This window comes from Marinitoga piezophila KA3, assembly GCF_000255135.1.
GTDB classification, from domain to species: domain Bacteria; phylum Thermotogota; class Thermotogae; order Petrotogales; family Petrotogaceae; genus Marinitoga; species Marinitoga piezophila.
Genome location: NC_016751.1, coordinates 1,735,554 through 1,753,150, shown reverse-complemented (window position 1 = coordinate 1,753,150; position 17,597 = coordinate 1,735,554). Strand labels below are relative to the sequence as shown.

General features: G+C 31.8%; 12 protein-coding genes. 2 read left to right on the top strand and 10 right to left on the bottom strand.

Annotated elements, in window-relative coordinates:
• Positions 1 to 8: 8 nt before the first annotated feature.
• The 8 genes from MARPI_RS08260 to MARPI_RS08225 form a co-directional block, all read right to left on the bottom strand.
• Complete coding sequence (locus tag MARPI_RS08260) at positions 9 to 1,412, bottom strand: YlbE family protein (RefSeq protein WP_014297143.1); 1,404 nt, start codon at positions 1,410 to 1,412, stop codon at positions 9 to 11.
• On the bottom strand, positions 1,409 to 2,950 hold the full coding sequence (fdrA, locus tag MARPI_RS08255; protein ID WP_014297142.1) for an acyl-CoA synthetase FdrA: 1,542 nt from the start codon (positions 2,948 to 2,950) through the stop codon (positions 1,409 to 1,411). The genes MARPI_RS08260 and fdrA overlap by 4 nt, the downstream gene beginning before the upstream one ends.
• Entirely contained in the window at positions 2,913 to 3,644 is a 732-nt protein-coding gene (locus MARPI_RS08250; RefSeq protein WP_014297141.1) for an oxamate carbamoyltransferase subunit AllH family protein, read from the bottom strand. Before MARPI_RS08250 ends, fdrA begins: the two co-directional genes overlap by 38 nt.
• Positions 3,637 to 4,938, bottom strand: coding sequence for a uracil-xanthine permease family protein (locus MARPI_RS08245; protein ID WP_014297140.1), 1,302 nt, complete (start codon positions 4,936 to 4,938; stop codon positions 3,637 to 3,639). The genes MARPI_RS08250 and MARPI_RS08245 overlap by 8 nt, the downstream gene beginning before the upstream one ends.
• Before the next feature lie 45 nt (positions 4,939 to 4,983).
• Entirely contained in the window at positions 4,984 to 7,332 is a 2,349-nt protein-coding gene (locus MARPI_RS08240) for a xanthine dehydrogenase family protein molybdopterin-binding subunit (protein WP_014297139.1), read from the bottom strand.
• Positions 7,332 to 7,802, bottom strand: a complete 471-nt coding sequence (locus tag MARPI_RS08235) for a (2Fe-2S)-binding protein (protein WP_014297138.1) — start codon at positions 7,800 to 7,802, stop codon at positions 7,332 to 7,334. The genes MARPI_RS08240 and MARPI_RS08235 overlap by 1 nt, the downstream gene beginning before the upstream one ends.
• A gap of 1 nt (position 7,803) precedes the next feature.
• Entirely contained in the window at positions 7,804 to 8,670 is an 867-nt protein-coding gene (locus MARPI_RS08230) for an FAD binding domain-containing protein (RefSeq protein WP_014297137.1), read from the bottom strand.
• A gap of 287 nt (positions 8,671 to 8,957) precedes the next feature.
• On the bottom strand, positions 8,958 to 11,378 hold the full coding sequence (locus MARPI_RS08225) for a hypothetical protein (RefSeq protein ID WP_014297136.1): 2,421 nt from the start codon (positions 11,376 to 11,378) through the stop codon (positions 8,958 to 8,960).
• Between the two features lie 299 nt (positions 11,379 to 11,677).
• On the opposite strand from MARPI_RS08225, the gene arcA reads away from it, so the two are divergent.
• Entirely contained in the window at positions 11,678 to 12,886 is a 1,209-nt protein-coding gene (arcA, locus tag MARPI_RS08220; RefSeq protein WP_014297135.1) for an arginine deiminase, read from the top strand.
• A 28-nt stretch (positions 12,887 to 12,914) separates the two neighbouring features.
• The gene (locus tag MARPI_RS08215) at positions 12,915 to 14,324 is read left to right on the top strand and encodes a basic amino acid/polyamine antiporter (protein WP_014297134.1); all 1,410 of its coding nucleotides are present in this window, start codon (positions 12,915 to 12,917) and stop codon (positions 14,322 to 14,324) included.
• A 42-nt stretch (positions 14,325 to 14,366) separates the two neighbouring features.
• Here the strand turns inward: MARPI_RS08215 and MARPI_RS08210 are convergent, their stop codons facing one another.
• Together MARPI_RS08210 and rpoD are read right to left on the bottom strand one after the other, a co-directional pair.
• A complete protein-coding gene (locus MARPI_RS08210) occupies positions 14,367 to 16,343 on the bottom strand; it encodes an ATP-dependent helicase (protein WP_014297133.1) in 1,977 nt (658 codons plus the stop codon).
• A gap of 12 nt (positions 16,344 to 16,355) precedes the next feature.
• Positions 16,356 to 17,597: an RNA polymerase sigma factor RpoD gene (gene rpoD, locus MARPI_RS08205; protein WP_083635711.1), complete on the bottom strand. Its 1,242-nt coding sequence runs from the start codon at positions 17,595 to 17,597 to the stop codon at positions 16,356 to 16,358.

The window sequence follows — 17,597 nt, the reverse complement described above, 5'->3', positions numbered from 1 at the left end:
ATCCCCCCTCAATCTGAGTATTTTTTTACAAATGCTTCCAATGCATCTATAAATATATTCATAGGTGGATAGGTTAAACCTGCTCCAACCTGCCCTATACCTGGTTCTTTATGGGCTATACCTGTATTAATTCTTGGTAATATACCCTTTTCAACAACTTTTTTAACATTTAATCCTGTTGGCGTTCCTCTAAAATTCAAGAATGGTATTTTATATGTGTTATTTTCTGCATCTGTAATTTCATACATCTTCTGTGTTGTTTCAATTGCTTCCTGAACACTACCTCCAACAAATTTAACTATAGCCGGAGCACCAGCCATTGCAAATCCACCAAATCCGCCTGTTTCTGTAATAGTACTATCTCCAATATCAGGATTTGCATCTTCCTTTGTAAATCCCGGGAAGTATAATCCTTCTACTTCCTGTGCTGGACCAACAAACCATTCTCCTGGTAACCCAGCTACTCTAATACCAAAATCAGTTCCATTTCTTGCCATTACTGTAACTATTGTACTTCCTTCAATACCTTCTGCTGCTAATGTTGCTGATTTTGCTGCTGGCATTGATAAATTAAGGAAGAAATGATCATTTGAATTAATAAATTCAATTACTTCTTTCTTTTCTTTATCAGAGAACGATGTATCAAGTATTGCAGGTGCAATTTCCCTGATAAACAAAGATGTTGCTGCTTTATTTCTATTATGACATTCATCGCCCATTTGAACTGCCTGAGCAATAAGATTCTTTAAATTAATTTCGCCTTTTATTTCAATAGCTTCTTTTAAAACTGGATATAACACTGATTCCATCCATTTAAGTCTATCAATTACATCAGGTCCATTTGCTCCATATCTTAAAACCTTTCCTAAACCTTCATTCATTGTACAATATGCTTTTATACCATATGTCTTGTTTTCAACTATAAACACAGGCATGGAAGGTGTTGCAACACCAGCCATAGGGCCTACACCATCATGATGATGCCATGGATCAAATTGAATTTCTCCTGATTCTATTAACTCAATAGCCTCTTTTTCATTTTTTGCTTTTCCTTCATAGATAAGCCCACCAATTATTGCGCCTTTTAATGGACCACACATTCTATCCCACGTAATTGGAGGACCTGCATGTAAAATCATATTTTCTTTCATTCCTGGAACTACATCTTTTGCCAATGCCATTCCAACAAGGGTTGGCTGTGAATTCATAATTCTTTCTACTGCTTTTGCATTTGCTGCTTCAACATCTACCTTAACATTTGAAAAGTCATTTAATATTTTTACAGCCTTTGAACCGCCAAGTGGTGGTTTCCAATCAACATGCACAACATGTGCTCCCTGTTTTTTTAAATCTTCATAGAATGATTTCAATCCGATATTTATGATTTTTAATTCTTCTTTAAATAAACTCATCTTCCCAACTCCTTCCAAACGCTAACTGCGAATTTTACTGCACTGGCATTACTTGGGAAGACAATAACACCAGCATCTTCGAGTTTTTTCTTTTGTTCATTATATTTTTGTGGATCCTCATATGTTCCACAAATATTTGCTATTACACATCTATACTTATCAGAAACTTCCCTGGCGTTCTTTACTGCTTCTGCAATTTCACCAGCAGGATCCATATGTGAACCCCAGCCTAACACTACGTCAACCAGTATTATTGCCGTATCTTTATCGAGATATTCTTTTACAAGTCTGGACTTTCTCATTGTAAAGTCAATCATAGGATGTGGTCTTCCAACTGTAAACTCGTCTTCACCCATATCCACTACTGTATTTTCCTTACTTTCATTTATATTCTCAAGCTTATATTCTGGATCTAATGGTGCTGGGGAATATATTGGACCTATCTCTTTTGCAAGCAATACCATTGCTTCATCAGCCAATGTTCCACCAGAATATAGTCCTCTTATATATTTTCCTTCTTTTATTTTTTCTGCTTCTTCTTTTACCTTTGTTTCAAAATCAAATGCTTCAAGGAAATCAAAATACGTATAAATATCTTTCTTTATTTCTTCGCCTTTACACAACAATGCAGCCTTTATAGCAGCATCTTCCAGAGTATGTCCAACTGTAATTGTGTCATCTTCCACTTTTCCGTTTACAAAATGAACGACATGTTTTTTATTTGTCTTTTTCAATAATTCAACAGCTTTTTCTACTACTTCTGGATATGGTGGTTTTGAAACAAGTACTATTATCTCTGTTTCATCATCTTCAATTAATCTCTTAATTCCTTCAAGGAACATTAATCCTCCAACATCTTTCTTTACATCTCTTCCGCCAGTTCCAATGAGCTGGGAAATGCCGCATCCAAGATTTGAGATGATAGAGGATACTTCTTGAGCGCCAGTTCCGGATGCGGCAACAATACCAATCTTCCCCCTGTTGACTACATTTGAAAATGCCATAGGTACTCCATTGATTATAGCTGTTCCACAATCTGGTCCCATAACAAGTAATCCTTTTTTAAGCGCATATTTTTTTAATTTTATTTCATCTTCCAGTGAAACATTATCACTAAATAACATTACATTAAGTCCTCTGTCAAGAGCCTTTTTAGTTTCAAGACCTGCATATTCACCTGCAATAGAGATTAATACCATATTTGCGTCTTTTACTTTGTTAAGTGCAGAATCCATTGAAGGATAGAATTTTTCCCCTTCATCTTCTTCTGTTTCTGTTTTTAGTAACTCTTCAACAGTTTTTTCTATTTCTTCCATGTCTATATTTTCGCCTTTTACAACAATCAAAAGATCATTTGGTGTAGAATTTTCAACTTCTTCTGACATCATATCCAATTCTTTTAAAAATTCCTTATTTGTGTCCGTCCCCATGCCAACCAAAGCTTCTTCAATACCTTCCATTTTTTTTATATCTTCGGTTATCAACATAAGGGTTACGGAATCATAATACGAATTCGGTTTTATCATTGTATAGACCATCCGCTATCCCTCCAAACTCAAAGTAATAGGTAATCCCCAATAACCATCCACTTCCAGATGTAGCTCCCATTTTTAATAAATCATCCTTATTACCGCTACTTAAATATTCTTTAACTGGCAATGGTGCTAATCCTTCGGCAGCATATTTCATTTGAAAATAAGAAATATCATTTGTTTTTTTTCTTGAAATAAAAATAATGTGATCTTTATCCACTAAATCTTTTTTAAAATAATGCTCCATTAAAAGAACTCCTGATAATATATCATCACCAAGTGGAGTTAATCCTGGACCAAATCCTATTAATGATTCATATTTTTTATCAAATAAACCTTTTATTATTTTCAAAGATATTCTGTTATCAACATTTTGTTTTATATAATTAATAGCTTCATCTATATTTACGTTTTTTCTAAAGTTTGTTATTGTTGGATCATACAATTTAAACTTGCTTAAAAAGAAAACGTTATCAAATACTAAAACCTTATTTTTGTTTACATATACTTTTTTGAATTTAAGGAATCGGGAGGGGGCTGTTAGCCCCAATGCCCCTACCCGGTTCGAATGAGTTGTCAGAGTCAATATATCCGAATCGTTAAATTTATAATATACTGTATGTTTTGTTTTGAAAAAGATTTTTGCTTCTTCATTTACATGTTTTTCAAAAACATTTTTTGAAACAATAATATCAGTCATCTGATGCTCCTGTTAATGATAATATTGCATTAGCTAAAATACCAACTATAGCTGCTAAACCCAATCCCTGTAATGCAAAGTTACCAGCCTGGAATACTGCTCCACCAAGACCTGTAACAAGCATTAATGACATAATAACAAGGTTTTTACCTTCTACTTTAACCTGATTGTTAATTAATGTTTTTGCACCTATACTTGCAATCATACCGAATAATAAGATTTCAATTCCGCCCATAACTGGAACAGGTATTGATCTAACAAGTGCTCCAACTTTTGGTACTAATGACATTAAAATTGCAAAAAATGCTGCTATTCTCATTATCCATGGATTAAATGCCTTTGTAAATGCAAGAACACCTGTGTTTTCACTATATGTTGTATTTGCTGGACCTCCAAGCAAACCACCTAATGATGTTGCAAGCCCATCACCCATTAATGTTCTATGCATTCCTGGATCTTCATAGAACTTTTTACCAACAACTGCTGATATAGCAAATACATCACCAAAGTGTTCTACTGATGGGGCTATAGCTACTGGTACAATTGCTGCTGCTGCATACCATGAGAATTTAGGTAAATACATTTCTGGCATACCAATCCAGCTTGCTGTTGATAATTCTGCAAAGTTAACATTACCTGTAATCAATGCTACAACATAACCTACTATAATACCCCAGATAACTGGAACAAGTCTATTAAATCCTCTCATATATAATCTTACAAATATTGCAGTAAATAATGAGATTAATGCTATTGTCCAATTACCGCTTGCCATATTAACTGCTACTGGACTCAAAATTAAACCAATAAGAATAATCATTGTACCGGAAATTACAGGTGGGAATAATTTTTCAAATCTTCTAATACCTATCCATTTTATTAATAAACCAAATACAAATTTAACAAGTCCTGCAAGAACAATACCACCTGTGGCATATGCCAGATAAGGTCTCAGATCTACCCCCGCTTGAACTGCATCCTGTATACTCTTGTATTCAAGTCCTCCCTGTTGCATGTAATAAGTTGTTACTGCTACTACTGGTGCAATATAAGCAAAACTTGATCCTAAAAATACTGGAACTTTCCATTTGGTAATCCAGTGGAATAACAATGTTCCTAACCCAGCTGTCAAAAGAGCTACATTAACTGGAATACCCGTTAAATAAGGCACCAATACTGTTGCGCCAAACATGGTAAATGTGTGTTGTAATCCAAGCAAAATCAATCCCCCAGTACTCATGTTCGCGCTTCTGTCTTCTTGAGGCGTAATGTTCAAATATTCGCTTTCGCCCATGCTTCTCCCCTCCTAAAAAAGATTTGGATAGACAATATCTAAATTTTAACTATTCTTTTCATCAAGTGCTTTTAATATTTTATCCGGTGATAATGGCAATTCATTTATATTTACTCCAAGTGCATCATAAATAGCTGCTGCTATTGCTGGTGGTATTGAAATCATTGGATGTTCTCCTACACCTTTAGCACCAAATGGTGAAGATTCTTCAAAGGTTTCAACAAAGTCATATTTTATTTCATCTGGTATGTCGGCTATTGTTGGAATCTTATAATCAGTAAACGATACAGTTAATGGATAACCTTTATCGTTATATTTAACCCCTTCAAATAATGCTGGTCCCATACCCTGAATCATTCCACCAACTACCTGACCACCTGCTGTAATTGGATTTATAATAGTACCTGCATCAAACACCCCAACCATACTCAATACTTTTATTTCACCTGTTTCTGTATCAATTTCAACCTCTGCAGCCTGAGCTCCAAATGTCCATTCAGCTGCTGCATTACCCTGACCTGTTTCAAGATCAAGATTTGTAAGCATTTCAGGAACAAAACTACCTCTTCCAATTACCGGGCCACCAATGGCATGCCCATCTGGGTAGGTGTATCCCATTACAACATCTTTTAACAATAAATATTTTTCCGGTCTATATTTTACATATACTCTATCATCTTCTACTTCTAAATTATGAGGTGCAACGCCCAATACCTGTGAAGCTATATTTTTGATTTGATTTAATGCATCTTCCGCAGCTCTGTATAATGCATTACCTACAGTCCATAATGCCCTACTTGCAACTGTCTGCCATTCATATGGATTTACATCAGTATCAACAGGCATTACAAAGTGTATTTTATCCGGTGAAATATGTAATGCATCTGCAGCCATTTGCGTAACTGCTGTATTGAATCCCTGACCAATTTCCTGAATACTTGCCTGCAATGTTACTGTTGCATCTTCATGAAATTTAATTACAACGGCTGATGCTGCATTTGTCGGCATAGCTGGAGCCTTTACAAGACCTGCTATACCTTTACCTCTCTTTTTCTTTGGATCTGCAGGTTGTTCAGGTTTTTTATCGTATTCTATTAATTCTGCTGCTTTTTTCAAACATGCTTCTACATCACCAGTATCATGATGTATAGTTTGACCCATTGAATTTGTTAATCCTGGCTTTAATACATTTTTCAATCTTAATTCAAGTGGATCTATACCTAATTTTTGTGCAACTTCATCGAGATTTCTTTCTGTTGCCCAATGCAATTCTCCATGTCCAAATCCCCTAAATGCACCACCAATAAAGTGATTTGTATAAACACCAAAGGAATCTGTTTTAAGGTTTGGAACATAATATGGACCTGGAAGTGTATATCCAGCAGCTCTTACAACATTTGTTCCATATTCTGCATATGCTCCTCCATCGAATATTAATTCAGCTTCCATTGCCACAATTGTTCCATCATTTTCAACACCTGTTTTTATATGAGCATACATTGCCTGTCTAACAACTGTTGCGACATCTTCTTCTCTTGTATAAACAAGCTTTATATGTCTTCCTTTTACTTTTTCAGCTAATGCAATTACTATACCCTCCATATTTATACCAGCTTTACCACCAAATCCTCCACCAACATAAGGAGCTATAACTCTAACCTTATGTCTTGGGATCTTAAATGCATGAGCTATTAAATTTCTTAATGTAAATGGAGATTGTGCACTTGACCATACAGTAAGCTTTTCGTTATAATCCCAGAAAGCTATTGCTGCATGTGGTTCAAGTGGAGCATGATACATTTGAGGTAAGTAATAGTCACCTTCAACTATAACATCTGCTTCTTTAAAACCTTTTTCTACATCACCTTTTCTTGTTTTATGGTGATGAAATACATTTCTTTCAGGTTCTATATTATATATAGGTAATCTATCATAATTTGCAAGATCAGGATGTATTAATACTTCACCTTTTAAGGATTCTCTTGGATCCTGAACTACAGGTAATTCTTCATATTCAACTTCTATTAATTCAACAGCTCTTCTTGCAATTTCCAATGAGTCTGCTGCTACAGCTGCCACTGGTTCTCCAACATATCTAACTCTATCAGGAGTAATTACAGGTCTATCAACAAGATAAATTCCCTGTCTATATGGAACATCTTTCCCTGTAACTATTGCTCTTACACCCTGCAAAGCTTCAGCTTTAGAGGTATCTATCTTTTTTATAATTCCATGAGGTATTGGACTTCTTTTTACTGCACCATATAACATATTTGGGAAAAACATGTCTGTTACATATTTAGCGTTTCCAGTAACCTTCTCAAAACCATCTACACGATTCATAGGTTTTCCTACATGTTCAAATTTAATAGGTGGTTGATATTCGTATTTCATTATTTTGCACCTCCCATTTTCTGGGCAGCTAATTTCACAGCATCAATAATTACTGTATAACCGGTACATCTACATAAATTACCTGCCAATCTTTCAACAATAACTTCTTTTGTTGGATTTGGAACTTTTTCTAACATTGCTTTTGTAGACATAATAAATCCTGGTGTACAATATCCACATTGGAAAGCATTAGCTTCAATAAATGCTTCCTGAATAGGATGTAATTTATTATCCTTTGTTAAGCCTTCTACTGTTTCAATTACTGCGCCTTCTGCTTCTGGTGCTAAAACAAGACATGAATTTACAGGTCTTCCATTATATATAACTGTACAGGCACCACATTCGCCATTTCCACAACCTTCCTTAGCACCTGTAAGGTATAATTTTTCTCTTAATACATCAAGGAGGGTTTCATTTGGCTTTACATCAACTTCTACATTTTCATTATTTACTGTAAATGTAATTTTCATATTATATCCCCTCCTTCAACAAATTTAATTCTCTTAGCAATTTTATAGGTAATATTTTAGCCATTCTTTTTCTATATTCAGCTGTTCCCCTTGCATCTGTTATTGGAGAAACACTATCATGTATTATTCTTGCAAACTCCTCAACATTTTCCTTTGTTAATTCTTTACCCTTTATAAATTCTTCTGCTTCAAAAATTCTAACTGGTGTTGGAGCAACAGAAGCTAATGCAACTCTTATATCTCTCTTTCCTTCTGGATCAATTACAGTTAATGCCATTCCAATTGTTGAAAGGTCAACTGCTTTAATTCTTGAAATCTTGTAATATCTTCCTATACTTTCACCTTCAAAAGGCAAATGGATTGATTTTACAATCTCTCCTTTTTTCAATACAGTTTTTCCTGGTCCTACAAAGAATTCTGTTAATTTTACTGTTCTTTCGCCTTCCTTGCTTACAAGATTTAATTCCGCATCATATGTTAATAATGCTGGAGCTGTATCTGAAGCAGGTGAAGCATTACAAATATTACCAGCAACAGTTCCTCTGTTTCTGGTTTGATACCCTCCAACTACTCTTGCCCCCTGATACAATGTTGGATAATATTCTTTTACAAAATCAAATTCTTCAACCAATACATTGAGTTTTATTCCAGCACCAAAGGTTAATCCATTTTCTTTGGAAAAATCTACTTTAAATAATTCATCAATTCCTTTTAAATCTACTACAACTGTTGGTTTAATTCGATTCGCTCTCATTTTTACAATTAAATCAGTTCCTCCTAACATAGGATAAGCCCCGTCTTTTTGCAATAATTCAAGGGCTTCATCTAGCGTTTTGGGTTTTGCGTAATCATAAGAAAACGTTATCATAATTCCCCTCCTTTTACAAGAATAGACATACATAATATATTTAAAACTTTTTCAAGTTTTCTTCAAAAAATTATTAACTTAATTTCAATATCTTTAATCATATTATATATTTATTTTCGAAATATTACAAGTAACATTATGTTATAAAAAAAATAACCTACTAACAATAATCAACCATAACTCTCGTTAATTATCCGTAATCTTTCCAAGAAATCATTTTCATAATTTTTAAAATAAAAATAATCCCCCAATATCGGGGGATTATAGCTAATTAATACTTATATCTATTAATTTGAAAAATCAATTATTTTTATTGGAATTGGAACATTTGCCCAGTAAAATTCTGTAAAATTAAATATCAGAGATATTCCACATGTTGTTTTGTGAAAAGGAATATTATAGGATATATTACCTGTTAAATATAAATTATCAAATCTAAATTTTCCATCAAATATTGAAATATCAGGATTCCATATTTTTTTTGAAAAAGATGTTCCTAAAACAAGATTTCCAGATGTATCGTAATATCCATATGGTGTTGTAACAAATGAAAATACATAGAATGGCTTTGAAATATTTATTGATGTATATGCATTATTAATGTTCATTGATACATTATAATTATATAACTGAATGCTGTTTATATAATACGGATTATTTGTTATATTTATACTAAAGGTATTTGATACAGGGGATATATTATGCAACTGAAGATTATTTGAAATTGTCAGATAATATTTTGATTTTAAATAAAATTGAAAATCTTTGGATATTGAAATGTCCGTATATATTCCTTCATTTCCTATTGTAGATAAAATAAAATTATTAGTATATAAATTCAAATATCCTCCAACAATCATTGAAGTATTATTGATATCCGTTAACACACCTGCACCAAAACCGTAATTCAAACCTTCGCTTAAAGATATATATCCCACACCTATTTTATTATTATAAACTAATGGTATTATATAATTATATTTTGTTTTTTCCTCATATTTACTATATTTGTCAGGTTTCATATGATAAATTAAAGGTGAAACAGCTATATATTCATTAAATTCAACAGTCTCAATTAATTTTTTTGATAAATTATCTAGATTTAATGTTGAAATATGATACCCATTTTCATCGTAAAAAATGAAATATAATTTTTCTTTTATGATTACAGGATTAAATGTTCCGTATATGTGATTTGTTATTTTTTCCAATTTTTTATTTTTTATATTATACCTATATATGTTGTATATATTATCCTCATAATCCGCTGAGAAATATAAGTAATCGTTATACAGAAATAAATCTCTCTCAGTATATTGGTTTCTTGTTAATCTCAATAAATTTCCTGTTTCTATTTCATATTTATATATATCAGTGGTATTGTCAAAGTTAGCTGAAAAATATACTTCTTTACCATTAGATGTAAAATTATTTATTACATAATATCCTTCTGATATTATTTTTTCTTTATTTCCTGTTCTTAAATCCATTATATATGTAGTAGTAAAACCATTTTTTATTGTTGTATATACCACTCTATTATTATCAATAAAATTAAAGGATCTAACTCTGTTTGCAATTATTTTATCAGATAACGGACAATCACATTTTAAATAAAGAATATTTCTATTTTCATTATTATTAGTAATACTTGAAAGGTATAATAGCTTTCCATCTTTTGATATGCTAAATTTTCTATAATTGCCTACATATTCGTCACCTTTATATACCCCTTTAATTTTATTTTCAAATTCTCCATAATAATACAGCTTTTCTCCATCTGTATTAAGATTTCCGGTATAATGAAATGCATTATTTAAAGGTTTATAATTATCTTTATATCCTTTTTCAGATCTACCTAAATAAAGATTTTTATATTTCACCTTTATATATAATAAAAAGTCTTTCCATTTTTCTCCTGTGACCTTTTCAAAAGAATATTTTATCGTGTTAAAAAACAATTTTGAATTCATATCCTGTATGATTTTTTTTAATGTTTCTTCTCCATATTTTTCAGAAATCTCTTTTGTAAATATTGCACCATACATATAATTAAATCCTGCTGGTGACCATTTATCTGTCATTGAACCAGAACCAAGATAATATTCTGGATATTTATTTGAAATAATTTCTGCCATTAAATACATATTAAATATACTATCCTCAAATCTTCCCTTAAAATATTTGCTTTCCATATATATTGAAAGTCCTTCATGCAAATAACTTGGTTGCCAATTCATTGATAATAATCCTTTTTTGATAAAATCATATGGAATCCAGTCTATATATTTATTCCTCATATTGCCATAAAAAACGTGATTAAGCTCATGAGAAAAAACAAACGGCAGCCATGTACGTACATTTTCAGTTAACCCTATTGAAGAATCTGGTTGATTTACATATAATCTTATAATATTCAAATGCGGAATAGCAAATGAATTTACAAAGTCTACATCATCATATACAAATACTGTTATACTTCCTGGTGACGTTTCATAAAAATCTTCATAATTTTCATATAATTTGTCAGCTACTTTATTTAATACAGGAAAGATATAAGATAAATTTTTCTCAAATATAAATTTAAAATATTTTGTTTCTGCAACTCTTGAATTGTTTTTTAAAGAATATTCGAAATTATAAATGTTTGTCGAAAAAATCATTACATTTAATAAAGCAATTATTACAATAAGAATTTTTTTACCCATTTTACACCTCCATAATTATATTTTTTCTATTATATTATAGCAAATTTTAAATACATTAAATAACACATATTAGAAGAGAATGTAAATAATAATATGTGAAATTTTTTTCACGTTAAAAAGGAGCATACTCACGCATACTTACGCATACTCACGCATACTCCTGCATACTGATAAAATTTTATAATAACCATGAAAAATTTTTCTTAGCAATAAAATTTGGCTAAAATTGGAATTTTTAAAAAATACTTTAAAAATGTATAATATTACTGGATAATAAAATATCTACGGGAGGTATGATCATGGGAATAAATGTATATTCAGAAGTTAAAAGATTGAGGCGTGTGTTATTACACAGACCAGGTTTAGAACTTGAAAATATGGAACCTGATTTACTTGAAGAATTATTATTTGAAGATATTCCATTTTTAAAGAAAGCTCAGCAGGAACACGATTATTTCGCTGATGTATTAAGAACAAATGGTGTTCATGTAGAATATGTAACTGATTTATTGGCTACATCTTTAAGCGAAGATTCTATAAAAGAGCAATTTGTAAAAGAATATCTTGAATTAAGCGAGGTTAAAAATGAATATATAAAGGAAGCTCTTGAAGAATATCTTTTAAGCTTTGAAACAAAGGAAATGATAAATAAAATTGTTGGTGGAGTTAGAATTAATGAATTTAAATTAAAGAAAGAGAATTTTTCAACAAAGGTAAGGCTTAACAAACAGTTTTATTTATTGCCATTACCAAACCTTTATTTCCAGAGAGATCCTGTTGCTTTTGTTGGTAAAGGTATTGTTATAAACAGGATGAGAACAAAAGCAAGAAGAAGAGAATCATTATTTATGAAATATGTTGTAAAATATAATAACGACTTCAAAAATACTCCTATTTACTACGATATGACATTGCCTTTTGCTATTGAAGGCGGAGATGTATTGGTTCTTACCGAAAAAGTTCTTGCTATAGGTATTTCACAAAGAACAGATCCCGAAGCTGTAGAAATCCTTGCCAAGAAACTATTCTTTGAAACAGATGAATCATTTGAAACTATTCTTGCTATTAATATCCCAAAGAAAAGAGCATACATGCATCTTGATACTATATTTACAATGGTTGATACAGATAAATTCCTCGCTCATTCGCAATTAGAATCCAGTTTATTGGTATATGTAATTAAAAAAGGAAAAGACGGTGATCTTGAAGTTATTGAAGAGAACAAATCACTTGAAGAAATATTACAAAAATACCTTGAAAATGGTCAGGTAAAAATATTAAAATGTGGTGGAGAAGATGAAATTGCAGCAAAAAGAGAGCAATGGAATGACGGTTCAAATGTTTTAGCCGTAAAACCTGGTGTTGTTATCGCATATGATAGAAATTATGTTACAAACACTCTTTTAAGAGATAATGGCATTAGCGTTATTGAAATACCTTCAAGTGAATTATCAAGAGGTCGTGGAGGACCACGATGTATGTCAATGCCTATGAATAGGGGGGATTAATTTATCCTATAAATATTGGAGGTGAAGTATGAGCAACAACAAAGTTTTAGGGTTATTTGCACTTACCATGCTGGTTATTGGTTCAATGATTGGCGCCGGGATTTTCAACTCACCAGCTGATCTTGGTAGCGTTGCAAACCCTGGAGCAATTTTAATTGGTTGGCTAATTACAGGATTCGGTGTTTTTTCTCTGGCAATGGTATTTCAGTTTTTATCCTATAAACGTCCCGAATTAGAAGGTGGTATTTACTCTTATGCCAGAGAACAATTTGGAGAATTTATAGGGTTTAATTCTGCGTGGGGATATTGGTGGAGTGCGTTGCTCGGGAATATTGCTTTCTTTGCTGTAATAATGAAAATTCTAAGTGGATATTTCCCAATTTTAGAACAAAATAAAATTATCGCACTTGTTTTTTCAAGTATTATTCTATGGGTTTATCACTTTTTAATTGTTAGCGGAATTAGAACAGCTGGTACCACAAATGCTATTTTAACTGTTTTAAAATTAATTCCTCTATTTCTTGTTGCTATAGTTTCAATTTTTGCGTTTAATCCTGATCTCGTAAAAGATATATTCTTTTCAACCAAAATTGCTGCAACTGGAGAAACAGCATCTATTTTCAAGCAGGTAAATGATAGTTTTGGAACTATGTTATGGGCATTTATTGGTATAGAAGGCGCAGTTGTTCTTTCAAATAAGGCGAAATCACAAAAAGACGTCGGAAAAGCTACTATAATTGGCTTTATTATTACACTTATTGTTTATATTTCAGTTTCTGTTTTTACAATGGGTGTTGTACCACCGGGCGAATTGGTTAATTCAACTTCACCTCTTGGTACTGTTTTAAGTAAAGTTATGGGTAAACCTGGACAATATATTCTCGACTTTGGATTTTTATTCTCTGTTTTTGGTGCTTTACTAAGCTGGTTATTACTTACTGCAGAGATACCGTATATTGCCGCAGTTAAAGATAATGTATTCCCTAAAAAATTTGCTCAGCAAAATGAAAATGCCACACCTGTATTTTCATTGACAATTACAAATATCATCACTCAGATTTTCTTATTATCTTTATTATCAGATACTTTACAAAATGTTTATAATACTATATTCTATATTGCTACAACAACAATATTATTACCATATTTCTTCTCCGCTGTATTTGGAGTTAAAGTAGCAAAAGAAGAAAATAGCGGATTGTATAAATTCTTTGCGTGGGTTGCTGTAATTTATACAGCATGGGTAATTTATGCAGTTGGATGGATATATATAATAACTGCATTGGTAATTTATTCATTTGGTATATTTGCATATCCTATAGCCAAAAAGGAAAGAGGCGAAGGTTTAACAGGTGGGCAAAAACTTACATATGGAGTAATGTGGGTTATTTCTATAGTTGTTATATTCCTCGTGGCAACAGGAAAATTATCTGTATAATAATAAATAAAATGCGAGAGATTTCTTTCTCTCGCATTTTATTTAATCTGAATATCCAATTTTCCAGTGTTCCACAAGTTCTTTTGGAATTTTATCTGTAAAATCTGGTAATTTCTGCCTCATGTAAAATGAATTGCCGTAATACGGCTTTGTCGTTCCAGTAAGCTGTTTTACTATATACAACTCATCTTTTGCTCGAGTTACAGCAACATAAAACAATCTTTCCTCTTCATCTATCTTTTTTTCTTTTAATGCCATTCCGTTTGGGAAATCTCCAGGGTTTACAGAAATTATTATTACAACCTTCCATTCCAATCCCTTTGCACCATGAACTGTAGTTAATGTAATTCTTTCATTTTTTCTATCTTTCTCGGCACTTTGTATTTCTATATTTTCACTTAATGCCAATTCTTCAAGAAAGGATTCTACTGACTTATATCTTGAAGCAATTTCCCCTAATCTTTCTATATCCTGTTTTCTTGAATATGCATCTTTAAAATTTAATTCCAGATATTCCCTATAAAACTCATTATATATATAGTCTATTAAATCCTGTGGATTTTCATCGCTATTTTCAAACAAATATAATATTATTTCTTTGGCTTTTGGATACTTTCTAAATTTAATCTGTTCAAATGCTCCATATGGTGTTGGATATTCCATAAGGTTTGCATAAAATTCGTTAACGATTTTTGTAAGTGTTTTTTGACCTATACCTGGAAACAGCTTTAATACACGTGTCCATGAAATATTATCATATGGATTTGCTAATATCTTTAAAAAAGCCATTATATCTTTTATATGTCTTGTTTCTATAAATCTCTTACCAGATAATAATTTATATGAAATCTTTTTTACGTCCAATTTTTGTTGTAGTACCATTGATAAACTATGGGAACGGTATAATATAGCTATTTCTTCTGGAGAAACACCTTCATCAAATTTATTTTCTATAAGTTGCACTATAAAATCTGCCTGTTCTAATTCATCATATGTTTTCACTATTACTGGTTTCATATGATAGGAACTTCTATATGGTTTTAATTTTTTTGGAATAGAGTGTGTTGGAATAAGATAATTTTCTAATTCAACTATTTCAGGAACACTTCTATAATTTGTTTGAATTTTAAATAATTTTACATCTTCATGTGACTGAAACTCTTCAACATTTTCAAATCTTGAACCCCTAAATGAATATATACTTTGCGAATCATCACCAACAACTATAAGATTTTTATGCACACTGGATAAAAATTCAACTATTCTCAATTGAACAAGACTGGTATCCTGAAATTCATCTACCAATACCCATTGATATTTTGAAGCTATATAATTTCTTATATCCTCATTTGTTTCTAAAAGATGCAATGTATTTATTAGCATATCATCATAATCCATTGCATTTATTTTTTTCTTCATTTCAAGATAATTCATATATATTCTTTCTATATCCTCTTGATAATCAATTAAATATGCAGCCATATCCAATATTGCTTCACGAATGGATTTTAACGTATTTGCGGCATATCCTATAATCTTTAAAATAACCCCTTCACCTGGAATTTGTTTGGCTTCTTCCTTTGTTAATGTTTCCTTATATTCATTTTTTGCTATTCTCATTAAATCCTTCGCATCTTCTGAATCGAGAATAGTAAAGTTATTTTCATATCCAATAACCTTTGCATATCTCCTTAAAATCATATTACACACATGGTGAAAGGTACCTGCAGTTAGTGAAGATGTATCTACATTGGTTACATTTCTTACCCTTTCTACCATTTCACGAGCAGCAGCTCTTGTAAAAGTAACCAATAAAATATTTTCCGGTTTTATGCCTTGAGAAAGCAAATATGCGATTTTATATGTAATGACCCGGGTCTTTCCTGAACCCGGGCCTGCAATTATTAATGATCTTCCTGTGGAGTTTATAACGGCATCAAGCTGTTCACTATCTAACTCTTCTTTGAAGAATTCTGGTATAGAATATTCACGTTTTATATTAAACACTTTTTCGTCCATATGAATCCTCCATTATAACTCTTTTCCAAGCATAGAACTTAATTCTTTTAATTGAGCGCTTCTGCTTGGATGTCTTAACTTTCTCAATGCCTTAACTTCAATCTGTCTTATTCTTTCTCTTGTTACATTAAAATACTGTCCAACCTCTTCAAGAGTCTTTACCTTACCATCAAGAAGGCCATATCTCATTTTCAATACCATTGCCTCTCTTGGCTGCAATGTATCAAGAATTTTTTCAAGTTCTTCTCTCAATAACATTTTCATAGCAACTTCTGCTGGTTTATCCAATGTATCATCTGCTATAAAATCACCTATTGTTGAATCATCTTCATCTGATGCTCCAAGCGGTGAGTCAGCAGATATTGTTTCCCTTGCTGTTAAAAGGATTTCATTTACCTTTTCAACTGGTTTTCCTGTTAATTCTGCAAGTTTTTCTGGTGAAGGATATTCACCATGTTCCTGCAAATATTCTCTGATAATTTTATTGAATTTGTTTATTGTTTCAACCATATGCACTGGGATTCTTATAGTTCTTGCCTGATCAGCAATAGCTCTTGTTATAGCCTGTCTAATCCACCATGTTGCATATGTACTGAATTTAAATCCCTTCTTATAATCAAACTTATTTACCGCTTTTATTAATCCTATATTTCCTTCCTGAATCAAATCCAGAAAGGATAATCCTCTTCCTATATATTTTTTTGCAATAGATATAACAAGCCTTAAATTAGCTTTTATCAATTCATCTCTTGCTTTTTTATTACCTTCTTGAGCTTTTTTTGCCAATCGTTTTTCCCTTTGAGGTGTTAACAACTTAATCTTCCCTATTTCTTTTAGATAAACCTTTATAGGATCTTTTAATGACATATTGTCAAAAATCTGAGTTTCTCCATCCCCTAAATAATCCATTAAATCAATTGCAGCAGCTCCTTCAGCTGCCATTACTTCTTCTATTTCATTTAAACTTTCATCATCAAGCTGGGTACCATCATCTATCATTATTCCTTCATTTTCAAGTGCTTCATATATCTTTTCTATTAATTCTGTATCCAGTTCAGCAGGAAGTGATTTATCAATATCCTCATACGTTAATACCATATTGTTCTTCTTAGCTTTTTTAACAAGATCCTTTACCATTTTTTCAAAGGTTTTTGGCTTTTTGTCTGAGGATTTTCTCTTTCGGGCTTTTACATATTCCTGCCCTTCGCTAACTTCGCCAATCTCCAGATTTCCTATTTCCTCAATGGTCTTCAT